Origin of the sequence: Nostoc sp. DedQUE04, assembly GCF_034530995.1 — a bacterium.
In the GTDB taxonomy this organism is placed as follows: domain Bacteria; phylum Cyanobacteriota; class Cyanobacteriia; order Cyanobacteriales; family Nostocaceae; genus Nostoc.
The window spans coordinates 12421-29291 of sequence record NZ_JAVRCA010000018.1 but is presented as its reverse complement, the minus strand read 5'-3'; the positions used below and the strand labels follow the sequence as shown (position 1 = coordinate 29291).

General features: G+C 38.1%; 11 protein-coding genes, 1 pseudogene and 1 riboswitch. Of the genes and pseudogenes, 4 read left to right on the top strand and 8 right to left on the bottom strand.

The annotated features are described in order from the left end of the window. Window positions 1–14: 14 nt before the first annotated feature. The 5 genes and pseudogenes from RM049_RS15045 to RM049_RS15025 form a co-directional block, all read right to left on the bottom strand. Window positions 15–848 carry an ABC transporter ATP-binding protein gene (locus tag RM049_RS15045; protein ID WP_322704738.1) on the bottom strand — a complete coding sequence of 278 codons (834 nt, stop codon included), beginning with the start codon at window positions 846–848 and terminating at the stop codon, window positions 15–17. Further along, a complete protein-coding gene (gene cbiQ / locus RM049_RS15040) occupies window positions 823–1635 on the bottom strand; it encodes a cobalt ECF transporter T component CbiQ (RefSeq protein WP_322704737.1) in 813 nt (270 codons plus the stop codon). The genes RM049_RS15045 and cbiQ overlap by 26 nt, the downstream gene beginning before the upstream one ends. Beyond that, window positions 1632–1934 (bottom strand): energy-coupling factor ABC transporter substrate-binding protein, encoded by a 303-nt coding sequence (locus RM049_RS15035; RefSeq protein WP_322704736.1) that lies wholly within the window; start codon window positions 1932–1934, stop codon window positions 1632–1634. Before RM049_RS15035 ends, cbiQ begins: the two co-directional genes overlap by 4 nt. After that, the gene (locus tag RM049_RS15030; RefSeq protein WP_322704735.1) at window positions 1921–2700 is read right to left on the bottom strand and encodes an energy-coupling factor ABC transporter permease; all 780 of its coding nucleotides are present in this window, start codon (window positions 2698–2700) and stop codon (window positions 1921–1923) included. The genes RM049_RS15035 and RM049_RS15030 overlap by 14 nt, the downstream gene beginning before the upstream one ends. A 25-nt stretch (window positions 2701–2725) precedes the next feature. Beyond that, a riboswitch (cobalamin riboswitch) is annotated at window positions 2726–2866 on the bottom strand. Window positions 2867–2919: 53 nt separating this feature from the next. Then, window positions 2920–3126, bottom strand: a pseudogene (locus tag RM049_RS15025) (hypothetical protein); the annotation flags it as partial. 829 nt (window positions 3127–3955) lie between these two features. On the opposite strand from RM049_RS15025, the gene RM049_RS15020 reads away from it, so the two are divergent. Genes RM049_RS15020 through RM049_RS15010 form a run of 3 tightly spaced genes read left to right on the top strand, consistent with a single transcriptional unit; the run spans window position 3956 to window position 6394 of the window. After that, the gene (locus tag RM049_RS15020; RefSeq protein WP_322704734.1) at window positions 3956–4885 is read left to right on the top strand and encodes a chromosome partitioning protein ParA; all 930 of its coding nucleotides are present in this window, start codon (window positions 3956–3958) and stop codon (window positions 4883–4885) included. A 23-nt stretch (window positions 4886–4908) separates the two neighbouring features. Then, on the top strand, window positions 4909–5715 hold the full coding sequence (locus tag RM049_RS15015; protein ID WP_322704733.1) for a hypothetical protein: 807 nt from the start codon (window positions 4909–4911) through the stop codon (window positions 5713–5715). Window positions 5716–5770: 55 nt separating this feature from the next. Then, window positions 5771–6394 carry a DUF6753 family protein gene (locus RM049_RS15010; RefSeq protein ID WP_322704732.1) on the top strand — a complete coding sequence of 208 codons (624 nt, stop codon included), beginning with the start codon at window positions 5771–5773 and terminating at the stop codon, window positions 6392–6394. A 4-nt stretch (window positions 6395–6398) separates the two neighbouring features. Here the strand turns inward: RM049_RS15010 and RM049_RS15005 are convergent, their stop codons facing one another. Further along, window positions 6399–7184 (bottom strand): response regulator transcription factor, encoded by a 786-nt coding sequence (locus RM049_RS15005; RefSeq protein WP_322704731.1) that lies wholly within the window; start codon window positions 7182–7184, stop codon window positions 6399–6401. Window positions 7185–7442: 258 nt separating this feature from the next. Between RM049_RS15005 and RM049_RS15000 the strand changes: the two genes are divergently transcribed. After that, a complete protein-coding gene (locus tag RM049_RS15000) occupies window positions 7443–7688 on the top strand; it encodes a hypothetical protein (RefSeq protein ID WP_322704730.1) in 246 nt (81 codons plus the stop codon). On the opposite strand, the gene RM049_RS14995 is transcribed toward RM049_RS15000, so the two are convergent. After that, complete coding sequence (locus tag RM049_RS14995; protein WP_322704729.1) at window positions 7685–8446, bottom strand: hypothetical protein; 762 nt, start codon at window positions 8444–8446, stop codon at window positions 7685–7687. The two genes, RM049_RS15000 and RM049_RS14995, sit on opposite strands and share 4 nt — an antisense overlap. Before the next feature lie 7 nt (window positions 8447–8453). Further along, window positions 8454–16259: a hypothetical protein gene (locus RM049_RS14990; RefSeq protein ID WP_322704728.1), complete on the bottom strand. Its 7806-nt coding sequence runs from the start codon at window positions 16257–16259 to the stop codon at window positions 8454–8456. Window positions 16260–16871: the final 612 nt, after the last annotated feature.

The window sequence follows — 16871 nt, the reverse complement described above, 5'->3', positions numbered from 1 at the left end:
CTCTAACTGTACAGTCAGAAAAAATTACGAAATAGCTCTAATATTCGTTGTCGCACTCGTTCTATAACTACTCCCTCCTCAGCAAATAGCCCATCAAATAGCATCTCATATATCAATGGTACGCCCAACTCTAACTCTGATAAAAGTGTACGTTGGCTAAATACATCTTGTGGTTTACCTTCTAGCATCAGCCGCCCTTTATCCATGACAAAAACCCAATCTGCCCACCGATAAACTAAATCTAAATCATGGGTTGCCATTAATAAAGTGGTTTTATCTCCATGAATTTTTTTCATGGTTGCTATCAAGTTACGAGTATGTTTTATATCTAAATATGCAGTTGGCTCATCTAACACTAACAATTCCGGTTGCAACACCATCACATCTGCTATAGAAACTCGCTTTTTTTGTCCTAAACTCAGATGATGCACTGGTCTTTCTGCTAAAGCAGTCAGTTCAAATTCAACTAATGCTTGTTCTACTCGGACTTTAATTTCTGGTTCTGGTAAACCTAAATTACATAAACCATAAGATATATCTTCTTCAACAGTAGAAGCTACTAATTGTTGTTCTGGATCTTGAAATACTAGTCCAACTTTTTGCCGTAATTTAGCCAGATAATTACGATTATAACTTAATGGTTCACCACGCCAACGGACAACTCCAGAATCAGGTTTATATAGACCATTTGCTAAGAGAAACAGTGTCGTTTTACCACAACCATTCTGACCAATTAATGCACACTTTTTACCAGATGGAATCTTCAGTGTTAGACCATTCAAAGCTGATTCCTGTGCGCCTGAATAGGTGTAATATACTTGTTCAAATTCTAGTAAATATTCCTGCATTTCGCCAAAACTCTAATCCTATTAATCCTATACAACCGCAAATCGCTTCGATGATATATCGTACTTGAGGACGATAGCGACGAGGATGCCAAACTCGAAATTCACTTACAAAACCCCGTGATTGTAGTCCAAGAGAGAACTGACTATATTTTTGTAAGGTTCGCTGTAATAGTTGTCCGATTAGTAGTGCTAAACTTTTCATCCCACTAGCAAGAGTGCGGTAGCCACCACGGGAATTTTGTGCTGTCCACAATTCATTAGCTGTATTCAGCAGGATGAAAATAAACCGATACATTAATAATAATAAATCGGTTAAAAGCACTGGAAATCCTAAGTAACGCAGAGTTTGTAAGATTTCCGTGAAAGGGACAGTTAGCATGAGAAAATATAAGCAAGAAACAGAGGCTAATGCTCTAGTTAAAATTCTCAATGCTTGGATAGTTCCAATATGGCTGATATAAAGATAGAAGTGTCCGAAAGTTAGTCCATACCATGAGTCTGATTGTACCCTTGGCAAATCATTAATCGCAATTCCATTCACCATCAAGGCTGGTAAACTTGTCAAACAAAAAACTATGGTGAACATTAATAACCGAAAATAAACACCAGCCGGAATTCTTGCATAAATAACTGTCCAAATACCCATCCAAAGCGCTATTAAAATTTGCACTAGCGGATGGGCAGCAAGGGAAATAGCAAGAGTAGTAAATGCAAAAATTAGTTTATGTTCTGGTGGCAATCTTCGGAGTCGATTGGTATAAGCTAAAGTGTCTATTTGCAGGCTCATTCTTCACGTTTTTGTTGTTGAGAACGTCCTTTATACAACCCAATTGCATAACCGACTACTCCAGCACCCAAAGCTGCTTGCGAAGCAAATAATAAACTTTCTATTTCACCACTAGCCGGTTCAAAAAATGATTTGAACCAGGGTTTATATCCAGGTTGTATTTCAGTAATAGCTTTTTCTGCTTTGTCATCGGAACCAGCAAATTCACCATCGCGCACAAATATTAACGGTGCAACTGCTAAGGCTAATACAGCTACTACCAACAGCCAGTTACTCAACCCTTTTTTAGATTGACTCATTTCCTTGGGGTTCCCGTTTGATTAATTTCAGCAATTCTAATTCTTGAGGATTATAAGATTGCAGCCAGTTCCACACCAATACAGTTAGCAATCCTTCACTAATTGCTAAGGGGACTTGAGTTATAGCAAAAATTCCGGCGAACTTGGTAAATGAAGCAATAAACCCGCCAACAGGTGCAGGAAAAGCTAGGGCGAGTTGGATAGAAGTGATAATGTAGGTGAGTAAATCTGCGATCGCAGCTGCTAGAAAAATGGCGATTTTTTGTTTACCACCCAACTTTATTGTCAGATTATATATCCAGTAAGCCGCAAATGGCCCTGCGATCGCCATCGAAAAAGCATTTGCCCCCAGCGTTGTCAAGCCACCATGCGCCAGTAACAAAGCTTGAAACAACAATACTAAGCTACCCAAAACCGTCATGGTGAGTGGCCCAAATAGCACCGCACCTAATCCCGTCCCTGTTGGGTGAGAACAGCTACCTGTTACAGAAGGGATTTTCAACGCTGACAGCACGAAAGTAAAGGCACCAGCCAAGCCCAGCAGTAGTTTCAATTCCGGGTTAGCTTGGGTAATGCGAGTTAGACTACGCAATCCTAGTAGAAAAAATGGTAATGCCACAATCCACCAAAAAATTGCCCACTGCACAGGTAAAAAACCTTCCATAATGTGCATGGCGTAGGCGGGTTTGGGTAAACCAACTACTAGATAAAAACTGATAACTGCCATCAGGGTTAGACTGACTAACGCCTGTTTTTTTCTGTTCATAATCTGTACCTCGCAGATTTATGTAAACGAGTTGATTCTAACCGGCGGGCATCCTGACTCACCTAATTTTGGTTCACAGTTGCGGGACAGCGCCGGATTTACACCGGACTTTCCCCCTTGCGTCCAATGGCTGCTACCCATCAGAACCGATTGGAGTAACTATATCACCATTACTAATTTTGAACAGCGATTTTTTACCAGGTATTCACAAAGCGTAGTTTATTGAGACAGTTTAGCTCTAAACAGCCGCATTCCATTCGCCGTTACCAACAAGGAACTTCCGGTATCAGCTAAAACTGCAACTGCTAACCCGACAAACCCGAATGTCCCCAAAAGTAAAAACAGTGCTTTTCTTACCAGCGAAAAGACAATATTTTGCTGAATTCCCTTTACGGTACGGCGACTCAAATCAACAGCCGTAGCGAGTTATTTAATGTCAATGTTTAAAGCAAAATCTGATGTTTCCCCAGATAAACCTCGTCCATTTTGAAACCTAGAGTTTTTAAGGAAAGTATATTATTCGGTCGTGGCTTGAGTTCTGGGCTTTACCCTAATTCCAAAAAAACTACGGTTTTCAAGGTAGACGCGGTTTAAAATACAAAAATACACTGATTTGAACAACTTTTTTAACTTTGCTTGCTAGCCCATCTGCTGCTCACAATATTCAGGTAACTAAATCGTGTGAATCAGGTACAATCCAGCAATCTAGCTTTCTTTTAATAAGGATTTAACTCAAATTATAAAGATATTAAAAACTAGTTTATATAAACATATAAAGCTTATTAAATAAATATACGAGTACACCTGTTTAAAGCAAACTATATGAAATTTGTTACTAATTTATATATCAACAGATGTTGATTAAATATTGAAGGTTTGTTGATTGGCTTTTTGAGCTAGAGGTTACATACTAAAAGCAATCTATGTAAAACAGAGTAGTCAGGTTTCATTGAATAATGGGTATTCATCGGTTTCCTCATATAGCTAATTTTAAGGACAACTATATGAGCATTTTAAAATTGATCCAGGCATTGATATTTTTGGAATTCTAATTAGTTATTCTGGGAGGATTGATGGAGAGATGCAGTCATTTTAAGTGGTTTGCTGGGAACCTGTATAATCAACTAATTTTATCATTAAATGTTGCTTATGTCAAATACTTATCAAGTATTATAAATGAATTATCTTGAAGAAGATAATGTTTAAAAGTTTCGATTTATATCAACAAAGTGTATTTGCTTCGTAGAGGATTGTTATGTCTAAAAATAGAAGTAATAAGGGTAAAACAGTCATGTCTGATGATAATACAACCAATAATAATATTTCGTTAAACACTGATAGTAAACCTAAAAAGCGGCTAATAATTGTTACAGGTGATAAAGGTGGCGTGGGAAAAAGCACCTTTGCACGAGCGCTATTCCAACTTTATATTAATAAAAATTTACCCTGTGTTACTTATGAAGCTGACTTAAGAAATCCTCAATTAGAAAGATATTTCAAAAAAGACTACCGACCGATAATACGTTACATTGATATTTTCCATAGAGGTGGTGCTGACGATTTATTAATTAATTTAGATGAGAGTGATTATCCTATTACACTATTAGACTTGCCAGCACAATCTGGAGGTTTTTTTGAAAGTTATGTCAAAGAGTTATCATTTTTTGAAGTGCTTAAAACCGATATTAATTGCCAAGTTACAATGGTTTCAGTGATTAGTAGAGTTCTTGATTCCATAAATGTTTTAGAAAAACTGCGTGAACTTTGTAAAGATCAAGTAGATTATGTTGTTGTCAAGAACTTATTTCATGGTGAAGAAGAAAAATTTGAGCGATATAATGACTCTTCTCTGCGTCAAAATATGCTTGCAGAAGGTCTGGTAGAACTTGTGATGCCAGATTTATTCTACAAATCCTACGACTTTATTGACCGCCATGCTCTGACATTTAATGAAGGTCAGACTCATAAAGAAACAAATATTGTGATTAAGTCAAGAATTAAATCTTGGCTTGCTGAGTTTGAAGCGCAAATTAAGCCAGCATTTAATTTATTTGGCTTTGATATACAACCAGATGATTGTTACTATCCAGCAGTTGTTGAAAAGTCTAAAGAGCTTAGAGAAAATGAAGAAAAAGAAAAAGCTAGAAATCAAGATTCAAATTTACAAGAAAATATAGCTGCTTAATTTAGTAGTTTGCTTAGTTTATTATGTTTAGAAAGCGTTTTGTGATTACATCGGGTGATGCTCGTGTAGGTAAGTCTACAGCTTCTAGGCTATTGCTAGAGTTGTACTTGAAAAATAAACTCAATGTGCGTGTTTTCTACCACGGACATCGGAATAAGCTATCGATGTATCAAACACAACGCTTTGAGATAAACCATTTGGGATTCTCTAGAGGTGATTCTGATAGGTTATTACTCGACTTAGAAATGTTTCCGAACATTGAAGTGATTTTGACTGATATGCCAGGTCAAAACCTCCGAGAATTCAAGTTTTTTGAGAGGGATGTTTCACTGATAGAAAATCTTAATTGTCTGGGATATCGTGTTACTTTCTTGCACCCGATATCACACCGTAAAGACTGTGTTGAAGATTATCTTCAGGATTTATATCAGCATTTTGGTAGTCAGGTTGATTATGTTGTTATCCAAAATCATTACTTTGGCAAGCAATTTAGACACTATGAGGGGAGTCAATTCAAAGCTGATATTAAAAAATTAAACGGCTTGGAACTAGTTTTAGGTGGATTGCATAATGACTTTTACCAGTTGCTTGAGGATGCTAGTTTACCTTATACTCAACTGATTGAAACTAACTCTCCTCTTAATACTATCCAGCGTTCGATAGTATTCAACTGGATGGAGAATTTTCATAACTCTATTGTTTCTAATGGAATAGCTTCTAATTATCTAGGGTTGAGTAAGAACTTTACAGAACTAGCTTCTGTAGGTGCAAATCAACAAAATCCTTCCAATTTTGATGTAACTGAAGATGTTGAATCTGAGAAATGGTAATTATTTGCTTTACCAAATTAACAGTGAGATTTCAAATTGACTATTTAAACAACCTATGACCAATATTGCAAAAGTTGTTGAAAAAGTTGTTGCAGAATATTCTGAAGAAAAAAAAGCAGAGGTTACTGATTGGATACTTAAATTGGGTATTCGGCCTGATGACCCCTTGTTTAATCTATATGCGGAACTGGGTACAACTCAGTTTGCGTTGCAGCAACTACCAGGTAGGCTTGACTCCCTTGTGGTGGGTTGGACTGACATGGTAGACGATAAGCTTAATAGTGCTTCTAAAGTAGCAATACAACAACAAAAGAGTGCGATCGCAGAAGCGGCGAAGGATTTAGTTAAGATGACTAAGCAAGCTGGTGGGGTTTTGCCTCACTTGGGTGTAAGTAATTGGCGATTGGCACAAGTGGCAGGGGTATTGGGTTTTGTACTAGCTTTAGGGACTGCAATTGGTGTTTTTACACACAAGACCATTGCTGGAAGTGTAACTTTTCAGCAGCAGGCGGCTTCTGGATCTGCTATCTTACAACCCGAAGATAAAAAGCTTCTGGATTGGGCTAAATCCAATGAAGGTAAGGTAGCGCGTAGTATTTATGTGAAAAACGCCGCTATCATTAAAACTTGCCGCCAGCATAAAAAGTATTCAGGTGGCTGCATAATTGCAGTTGATTAATTTTCTAGGCAACCCAGCCTTTGTATCCCTTATTACTCGTTTTAGTTGTATCTTTTTGACTATTTTGGTTGTTTTTGACTCTTGTGTGGGTTTCTTGAGTAACTTCTTCGATTTTCATGTCTGTAAAGCTGAGGATTCCCAGGCGGATTGCTTCGCGGATAGCGTTTAACCTATCTTTGACTCCTAGCTTGATAAATGAATTATGTAGATATGACCTTACTGTACCTTCGGAAACATACATTACATTGGCAATTTCATTATTTTTCATGCCTCCGGCAGCTAATTGAAGAACTGTGATTTCTTTATTAGAGAAATCACTTAACAAATCTAGTGCATTTCTATCGGGTGTGTCATTTGACCTGAGACTATCAATCAGAATACGATTAATAGTTGGGTCAATCCATGATTCATTATTGTACGCAGCCATTACTGCCTCAATGAATCTTTCTCCTACTTCTTCTCTAAGGCTATTTTTACAGTAGTAGCAGTCTGCGCCATTACTAACTGCCGCGTTAATGGTATCTCGGCTGCTATTTGCAGTCATAACCACAATTCTAATTGATGCGTGTTTGGATTTAATTGTGCTTATTACATCAATGCCATCGATATCCGGTAAATCAATATTTATAATTACGATATCTGGCTTTTCTTTGTCAACAATTTCTATTCCTTGTTTTCCGTATTTGGCAACGCCACATACTTGGATTGCACCAGTTTCAGATAATATTGCTGCCGCGCCAATCCTAGATATGTTCTCATTTTCAATGATGACAACATTAATAGGTTTCATATTATATGCTTTTTTGGTTTGGTGTTGTCCCTGATAATAATACTTATAACACTTAGTTTTTTTAGATTTTTTAATCTTTACAATTACTATAAAATAATTATCTTATTTAAAAATTTTATTATTTTTTGTAAAAACTTTACAAAGTAATTGGGTGGTTTATGTAGTTTTCATTAAGCAATCTGTTTACTAGATGATTTTATTTATCAGTACTGGTTTTGATAGTTATCAGCGAATTGATGGAGGAATAGATAATTTTTTATGAATAGCGATAAACTTTTAGGATGGATAGAAAAGATTGTTGTTTGGTCTTTGATAGGAATGCTATGTTTGGTCGGGTTAGGCAGATTGCCTGTTAACCCGACGAGTTTGTTTGACTTTACAGCGTCTTTTTACTATTTTGCTGTTGCGGTTGTTATTTGTCCCAAGACTCCACTGAGTTTTAATAAAAAGCTGATTTTTGGATTTATAGCTTTTATGTATGGTGTGTGGTTTGGGTTGATTTAATCTAGTTCTTTAGCAGAATCCTGGTTTTTGAATTGTTGTTGACTCTGTTCACGGCGTGCTTGTTGCTCATTGAACAGAGTCTTGAAACGTTCAAATTCCTCTTTGGTGAGATTATTAACGGTGATAGAGTACTCTTCTGAGTTATTGTCGCGAGATGCCAAGAGTGCTTCTCGACTTTGTTCTGAATCAGGCAAATTTCTATCAAGGCTAAGAGTTTGCGAATCTTCTTCTAATTTTAGACTTGCAGTATATGCTTCACCTTTATAAATGATACCTTGTGTCTCTTTATCTGATTTTCCAGATATATCTAAGCGGTCTAAAATTACAGGAATAACAAACTGTTTAATTTGGGAATCGGCGGTAAGAGATTGTACTCTATCTTCTGGACTCTCTTCTACTGGGTTGCCATTATTGTCGTCATTTTTATTTGTGGGTTTTTTTAGAACCTCTGGTTCAATTGTCGTTCCTATAAACTGGCTTGCTTCGGCTTGTGAAGATGACTCTTGATTAACAAAAGTGATAGGTTCAAGTTCTGTAGAGTTTGCTTTTGCTTCATCTTGCACTATTTCACTGATTCTGTTAATTTCCGAATTCAACCTTAGCACAGCCTCTTTTCGTTCCTCAGCAGTTGGAGGCTTTTTTGCAGATTCTTCAAATTTATCATCAGGGATGTTAAGCTGTTTGATCAATTCTCTGAGGAGACTGACTTGCATCGCTGGAGTTAAACCTTCTACTGGAAGTTCGATTAGTTGTTTCATACTAAAATTACCTCTCCACTAAATCTTTTTTGACATCTTTGAGAGCCTTATCGATACGAGAATTCATGAGTTGAAAATCCTGTAATGTTTCATCATTGATGTTACTTACTTGGGTTTTTCCTTCTTTGACATATAATAATATGTTGTCATTTTTATCTTTAACTAAGTAAATTTTGTCTTGGGATTTTGTAGCAATTTGGTATTTTTCTGTTTGTACTGACATAATGCCATTGATATCTTCCTGTCCAATAACTTTAACTATATTTTGGGCAAGACTTGTCATTTCATTAATTTTTTCTAGCTCCTTAATATCTCGCTCCATTGCTTTAAAAGTGTTCTCAAGACTGATATTTTCTTTGATGTATAAATCAGTTACCTCCTGAATTCTATTGAGATATGTTTCTGATTTACCGAGCTTTTCAGCTGCTACATACCAGTCTTGAAGATTTTGCACTGTATTAGCTTTCATCCGCTCGATAATGTTATCCATTGCTCCAACCTGCTGTATTCTTGGTTGAGAAAGTGATGCGAGTGCTTGGTCAATATTTGGTTGTTGACTTTGTTGTGGAGGGAAAATGCTCTTGTCTTTAGCAATAAACGAGTTATGTAATATTTGTGTATTAGAAGAAATAGTGTTGGTATTAATTTTGATATTTTCTACAGAATTAAATACAGCGTATCCTTGGGAAGTTTTTTCTACCTTGTACCCTTTTTCTTGAAGATAATTTTGAACTAATTGATCAGTTCCTTGTGCGTTTCCGACTATGAAAGAGCTTTTGGCTTCTATGGCTTTATTAAGTAACGGTTTGTAGTGATTTTCAAAAGTTTGGGCAATTTGCTTGCTTGTCACTCCGCGCCACAGGCCAGACCCGGATACCATAATGATGTCGTCTTTTGAGTAATTTCCTGTGTTGGCGCGTTCTCCCCATGCTTGCTCGTAATTACGGGTGCTTGAAGGTGTTTCAGGGGGCGCAGCTGATTTACCGATAAACTGGGTAGCTATTTGTGCCATCGCAATATCTTTTTTCATGTGTTCAGCGACGGCGGCGTTTATCGGTTCGAGTTGGGATAGTGGATTTGTCAGCGGCCGATCAGTCTGTTCGGACTTTTCCTGCTGGGTTTGCACTGTAGTTTGTTGTGACTTTTCAACTACATTGATATATGCTTCGCTGAGGGCTTGAATAAATGCGGATTCTTTACCCTTACCCTCCCACTGTTTATCCTGGGCGTTAGTTATGTTGGTGAGGCAGTGCGTTGTAAGGGTTCCCCCCGTTGTAGCAATTGCCGTACAGTTTTCTAGCCACTCACTTCCTCCGCGTTTGGCGATCGCCTCAGTTAGTCGGGGATGTTGTTCGAGTTTAGCTTGAAGTACTTCTACCATTAGCTTGTATTCATCAGCTGATGGATGCAACTGCTTTTGGTGATTAAATGCGTGTTCGGCGGATGCGTATGCTACTCCTTCAGGTTTTTGGACATGGTTCTCTACTCCATACTGTCCGGCGGGGGCTTCTGGATTATTATTGACTGAAACTTGGTAATCGTTTTGCAGCTTCCCTTGTTCTTTTGCGAGTGCAGTGGCAAGACTGAGTGCGACTCCAAGTCCATCTTTGGAGTCGGGGCTGATATTTATCGGGGTGAGAGTTTGTTTTTGGATGGCTGGGAATGGAATAATTTTGCCATTGACATAATCCCCTAGTGGCTCCATGAATAAGCCATATACCTGACTCTTACTCGCCTGGGTTTGGGTAAGTTCTTTCGGTGAATGCTTTTCCCATTTCGCCCAGGCTTGTTGGTAACTTGGATCTTGAATCATTTCGGGGGTAATTTTGTACTGCTCACCCACTCGGAAAGCAACTTGCTCGCCGTTTTTACCAAGGGCGATCGCAATATCTCCCTCTTTGACACCATAAGTTTTTTGGTAATCTACACCTCTAGTGGTGTGTATCCTACCGTATCCGCGCATGGCATCGATAGTTGTATCAGCTGGTACTTTGGAAGGTTCGCCGTGCAGATGCAGCGAATAAACCATTGGTACTGGTTTTCCAGATATAGTCGGGTTGTCTGGAATCTGAGGGTTAGCAGCGCGTGCCGCAGTGGAATTCCCGATGGCGATAATTTCTTCTACAGTTGTTTGGTTTGAAGAGTGTGAGGCAGTATTTTGAGTGACTTCTCTGAGGCTTGTATAGCTACGTTCTACTTTAATTTCTCCCCCTGGTGTCCACTCGTTAGTTTTGATGGTAAGGTCGCTGTTGCTTTGGACTATCGCACGAGGAGGTTGGTTTGAGGCGAGGAAGTTCTCAAATTTTTGGCGAACGCTGTTTTCTCTGCCCCAGTCATTTTTAATTGACCAGATGTTGATAGACCATCTGCCTGCTTCAGTATTGAGGGCAGCGTGTTCATTCTTGCAGTTAAAGCGGGTTACTGTACCCGACTCAAGTTTAAATTCTTGGTATGGTGCGTCCTGATTCTCCTCCCTAGTCCATGCCATTCGTTCCTTAGCAGCGCGATATCCCCAGTCAGAATTTCCGATATTAATGCTGCGGGCTTCCGTTGCGGCATAGGAGTCATCGCGGTGGTAGTTGATGCCAGCGCCGGGGTTTTTGGAATAAGTTACCAGCACAATATCAGCGTCAGGATATACTTGTTTGACAAGTTTCATTAACTTGTCGTCCTGTACCCCTGGCTTGAAGTCTTTATCCTTCAAATCCCATTTTGCACCGACCCATGCGACTTGTCTTAGTAGTGCGTAGTTGGATTTATCGTTTTGAAGTATAGGTTTGAGGTGGGTTTCAAGGTGCGATCGCAATTGTTCTACTTTTTCCTCGCTTACCTTACCCAATATTTCAATAGCTTTAGTCTGATCCGCTTGGCGCGAGTTGGGTAGTAATATTGCTTGGTTCTTAGTTTCTGATTGTGTGCCTGTTAATACTTGTATTTCAACTGCGTTTTTGTAAACCTGTGAAATTCCTGCAACTGTAGCGTTAGTATTTGATTGAATGTTAGTTGTATTCTTTTCTGGTACAGCGTTCGCAGGAATAATTGGTACTGGAGAATCCTCTTGATTAAGCTCTCTGGGACGGTTAGGTAGTGCTTGTAAAGCTTTTTTGTACTCGCTATTTTCTGGAATTTGGTTTAATTCTAAACGACTACCTTCAGCCGCAACTTTTTGATTTAACTCTGCACTAAGTTGTTCGTAACGGTCAAATCCATCAACTTTACCGATATTAATCGGTTCTCCAAGTAAACTATTTAATTCTTCGTTTATTTTTTCACTAATTTTATTTTTATTAAAAATAAATGTAGCTGTGTTACTCTCAATAAAATAATGATTTTTAGTAGATTTTGATTCTAGCCAAGTAGCTACAGCGATCGCGTCTTGTGCGGGAACAACTAATCCGAGAGCTTCTTTAGTTTCTATCTGCGATCCATCTGGAGAACTATATTCTTGGTTTGGGTTATAAAAATATACAGTTTGTTCTGGAACGACTAGAGTGGGTTGTGATGATGTATTTGCATTCTTGATATTACCACCAGCCCGGTCAATAAAGGTTTGTTTTAGTTCGTCACTAATAGTAGTTTCATCGAGTACGAATACAGTCATACCTTTTTTGGTTTCTAACCGAGCTTGTGAACTGGGAAACAGTTCGTATGATATTCCTACTTTTTCTAGATACTTTTTGGTTTTTTTGGCTATATTTTCATCAACTGCTAATCCTAAAAGTCCTACTAATTTTTGTTCTTTATCTTGGAATATGATTGTCGGACGTTCGTTAATTTTACCGAGTATTTGGTTCCGTTTTTCTTGCTGTTCGTTTCTTACAGGCTTTTCATTACTTATAAGCTGACTGCGTTTAACCCATTTGTCGGGATACTGTACTGTTTCTGGATTAATAATTATTTTACAGGTACTTTCATTACTGGTAATCTGTACAGGTATAGTAGTTCGTTGTTGGTTTAAGCGAATAATACCCGTATCAATTAATTTTTGTACAGTGCTACTTTCTTTCCTTTGCCACTGTTTTTGTATATTCCCTTTATTTAAATCAGCTTCGAGGCGTTCAGTATGCTGACCAATAATACCGAAGGATTGATCGCCAATTTTAGCAATATAAACGTGCTTTTTATCAAATGCTCTAACTAAACTTTCTTTAAATGCTTGGTTGCTAATCTCCTGTTTTTTGTACTTTGGATTAGTAATATTAATTCGTAAAAGATTTCCCTTAGAAGTCTCTGCTATTGCATAGGCATTTTGTCCGGTGATGATGGTTTGAATTTTAAGCTGTAACTGTTGCCCATTACCGGGTTTTTCTGCTAGCCAACCTTGAGCAATACCCTCTTTGATTGATTCCTTATCAATGTTGCCTAGTTTCTCAGGTTTATTACCATTTTGAAGATAAATGCTATAGTCTTCACGAATCAGGTCAACCTTTTCAATTGTTAACATTACAGGTTCATTATTGAACCTCTGGGAATTTCCAAACTTATTAACTTCACCTACTTTAAAGGTAAGTTCTGGTAGTCCGGGTACTTTGGTTGTAACAGAGGTGGTATATACTTCACCTTTTTCAATGCTGGCAATAGCAACACTACCAATTGGTAGTCGGGCGTTACTTTGTTCTATATTGCCAAATGTTTTGTAATTACCTTCCTGATTTTGGAGTTCAATGACACTTTTTCCATCTTCAGCTAGATTAAATCGAATATTTTGAGGTTTATTTTCATGAAATAATTCACTACTCCTGTCGAAGCCAGTGATACTAAACTCGTTAAATCTGAGTGTATCTAGCTGATTAATAATCTCTTGAGGAAAGGCAGCAAAGGCGAAATTAGAAACTTTCTTTTGGTAATCGCTACCTTTATCATTACTACTCTCACGAGTAGTTGATACTGCCCAGGTAGCAGCTGCCATTGCTAACTTTTGTCCTTCTGGAATTGAATTGTAAAATTCTTCTGCTATCTGGTAGGCTTTTTGGTAAAGAAGCTTAATTTGACCTTCGCTTAGTTCAGCTTGAAAGGCTATTTTGTTAGACGTTACTTCCTGTCCAAGTCCAATTCCTATCTCTTCGGGTTTGTTTTCTTGCTCCTTAGCAAGTGTTCCTAATGCCCTAAACTTGGGTTTACCGTTCTCAGTCTCATCGTTAATTTGGGCATAAACTACATATTTATGCGGGCGGTTACTGTTGCGCTTGTCTTCAGATATTTCTGAGAGCTTGATTGTAACTTTATTCGCTTTCCAGATAAATTCGTTGTCATACTGTAAAAGATTAGTTACACTTACTTGATTACCGTTAGTAAGGGTAATATTTGCAGACGGCCCTTTTTCAGTTTCTTTTTGTCTAGATAGCTGACTCGCTTGGTTAAAGGATTTGTCGAATTCTTTTTTGACAAGAGTAGTTCTTAATCGTTGTTCGTTAGAAAACTCGACACCTTTAAATAAAGCTTGAAATTGGGCGATTTCACGCGATTCGAGACGAGCTTTTTCAAAATACTGGTTGGTTTGAGCAATTAGTAATTCAACAGGCGAGTACCCTGTCGGTTGAATTGTATTATCAATATAGACATCTTTCTTCTTATCCTTAATATAGTTAACTTCCCGGTGAAGAATCCGACTGTTGTTGCGGATAATTTCCATTTCGGGTTTTTTGGCACTTTTGAACAGGTCAACTGCAATTTGGTTTTGAAATGCTGCCTCGGCAATCATTTCGCGGTATATCTTGATGTTAGTATTCATTGCCATTAGTGCATTGACCTGGTTTAGGGGTTCTTGCCGAACAGTTTTGATAAACTCTTCCATGTAACCGTGATACTTGGTCGGAACCTCCTTCCCTTCAATACCCTTGGATTTTGCCCAGGCTTCTGTTTTAAATAAATCTTCGTAGTGTTTGGCTACCTGCTGTACGTACTCAATTTGGTCTTTTTCACTACCAAAGTTTATTAGGATAGTAATTTCTGACTCTAAGGCCTCGATTGAGGTAAGGTGATTGTTGATAACACCGACACTAATGCCATCGCTCATGTGGATGGCGATTTCCTCAAATTCCGGCTGACTGCCATCTTCCTGGTAAAAAGATTGCTTTTTGAGTTTAACAGTTGGATCGTAAGCGTTTTCAGGCAGGTTGCGCTCCCTTGCCTCGGCGGTGAGGTTTGGATACCTGCTTGCCCGCTCAAAGCCAATACAATCACCATCGTAGTCGCGTGCCTGACGCTCTTGTTCGGACTCTTGAGGAAGAATTTCTAGCTCGTAACCAGCTGACTTTAGTTCTGAAATATACTCATTAAATTTGTTGGTAAACTCAATTTTGTCTTTAGTTTCGAGCTTGCTGATATTTTGATCTAAGTAATTTTCAATACCTTCTAATTGGAGATTTTTACTTCGGGCTTCGGGTAGGACAGATTTAATTTGCTCGTTTAAACGGTTATAAATGCGATCGCTTGTTTCGTCCGAGACAGCGATCGCACCTGCCAGAGATTGACCATCAGGCCCAAGGATATCTTCTACAATTTTGTTAGTTGAGACGCACAGACCATTTGAGTTGAGGAAAGGGGAGCGGAAGTTGAGAACTTCTTCCCCATCTTGATAGTGTAGTATAGAAATTTCCCCATTTTGCAGGTCTTTGGAGGGAATGACCATTGCTCGCTCAAACGTTAACGTCTTGCCGATGGCGATTTCTTTCCACTCGTTTTGGACGAACCGGGCGAGTTCGCGCTGTACTTTCTCAGTTTCAAGAAGTTGACTTTCTCCTTGCAGGTCAGCTTTGATAAGTTTGTAAATGAAAGAGTCAGTAGCTATGCGATCGCCTACGGCGGGCGCTCCCGCGCCATCGCGCAAAGTTTCTAAATCTTCTACTACTGTTGGATCTTCTGCTGCTTGTTCTTCAAGAAAAGCTTTCCGTTTCTCGTACTTTTGGCAGTAAAGTTGTGCAAGTTGCCGGGGGTCGTCCTGTACAACATTCAGCTTTTTGGCTTCAAGTTCTAGCTGTTCGGTAAAGTCTTTCAGTCCGTTAGGGAATGAAGCGAGTAACTGCGAGATAGCTGTTTTACCGAGTTCAGATTGTGATTTTTCACCTAGCCAGATATTTTGTCGGTACAATCCAGGTTGAATTTGGGGCTTGCTTGGCCCATTAGGGTTGTCTTTATCAGTTCCTTTGAATGCAGATAAGGGAAGAATTAAGTCAATTTTAGTTGAGTTGTTGGAATCTGAATAATTGAGGATTTGGTCAAGGTTTGCAGGTCGTAAAGTACCTTTGCCAAAGCGATATTTGTTATCGTCTCCGTCTTGCTCAGTCCAGCCGAAACGGTGCTGAATTACTCGATATTCATCACCTTTTTGATGTTTTGTTAATTCGTGATATAGGTCTGTGGATATTTGCCCGTAACAGTCTCCGGTTAGCCGATATGCTTGGTCATTACTAATAACGCCACCATTTTCACCATTACTGTCATCAACAATTAGAATATTTAACTTTTTATTGACGCTATTTTTACACGAACCGAGAAAAATAGATCCGTAAGCACCTCTATCTTTGTTATCAGGGCATAATTGTTTAATTCTATCTAGACATTCTTCCGGCCCATATAACAACCGTGTTTTTGATGATAATAATAATTTGTGACCTTCAGGATGATTAATTAATTGTTCCACAGTAGACTTTTCGTCCATATGCCCGAACGAAAAGTTAACCCCAGGAAAGAAATGTTCTATTAGGGTATTATTAAGTTCTTCTTTTAACAGTGAATCTGGATTAACCGTATTACCATCTGTATGAATCCACTGATTTAACCTAGTGTCAAAATGTTTAGCTTGAATTGTCATATATAAACAATTAAACTTATAAATTTAAATATAAATTTTTACTTTTTGGCACTAAAATACCCTTAGAGTTTGATTTTACTTTCTCTATATCGGTAATTTATTAAACAATTTTCTAATTTCTATTTCCAAAATAAATGTAATTGTTAATACAAATTAATGTAAGTATTACTTATATCTAGTCTCCTGAAGACCTATTCGGCGTGATCTCAAAATTTAAGTATGAAAAAAATATACAAACTTCTCAATTACTTCTTGCTTAATGCTAAATCAGTAGTAACATTCTTAATGTTTGCCATTGTACCGATGTTTGTAGTTTGAGAGAGAAAGCTAAATTAGTGTGGCAGCAGGTGTGGGTTCGCGCATAAAGTGAAATTTTGAGAACGATTTACAGGGTTTTCAGCCTCTATAATTCGCGCATAAGGTGAAATCGATTATGGAGTAAGCGTTTGAGCCAGGTAACGAATTCGCATATAAATTGAAATTTTGCATTTAATCACAGAAATTCACAGTATTTTTGACAAAAAGATAGCATTTTATACCTAAAGACATAGCGTTACGCACAAAAGCTACTTGACTACCTTCTTATCAAGAATGTATTGGTAATTCCATAAA

Bases quoted from the DNA above. Each gene is read 5' to 3' on its own strand.
- RM049_RS15045 (WP_322704738.1), bottom strand. From the start codon at position 848: ATGCAGGAATATTTACTAGAATTTGAACAAGTATATTACACCTATTCA.
- cbiQ (WP_322704737.1), bottom strand. From the start codon at position 1,635: ATGAGCCTGCAAATAGACACTTTAGCTTATACCAATCGACTCCGAAGA.
- RM049_RS15035 (WP_322704736.1), bottom strand. From the start codon at position 1,934: ATGAGTCAATCTAAAAAAGGGTTGAGTAACTGGCTGTTGGTAGTAGCT.
- RM049_RS15030 (WP_322704735.1), bottom strand. From the start codon at position 2,700: ATGAACAGAAAAAAACAGGCGTTAGTCAGTCTAACCCTGATGGCAGTT.
- RM049_RS15020 (WP_322704734.1), top strand. From the start codon at position 3,956: ATGTCTAAAAATAGAAGTAATAAGGGTAAAACAGTCATGTCTGATGAT.
- RM049_RS15015 (WP_322704733.1), top strand. From the start codon at position 4,909: ATGTTTAGAAAGCGTTTTGTGATTACATCGGGTGATGCTCGTGTAGGT.
- RM049_RS15010 (WP_322704732.1), top strand. From the start codon at position 5,771: ATGACCAATATTGCAAAAGTTGTTGAAAAAGTTGTTGCAGAATATTCT.
- RM049_RS15005 (WP_322704731.1), bottom strand. From the start codon at position 7,184: ATGAAACCTATTAATGTTGTCATCATTGAAAATGAGAACATATCTAGG.
- RM049_RS15000 (WP_322704730.1), top strand. From the start codon at position 7,443: ATGAATAGCGATAAACTTTTAGGATGGATAGAAAAGATTGTTGTTTGG.
- RM049_RS14995 (WP_322704729.1), bottom strand. From the start codon at position 8,446: ATGAAACAACTAATCGAACTTCCAGTAGAAGGTTTAACTCCAGCGATG.
- RM049_RS14990 (WP_322704728.1), bottom strand. From the start codon at position 16,259: ATGACAATTCAAGCTAAACATTTTGACACTAGGTTAAATCAGTGGATT.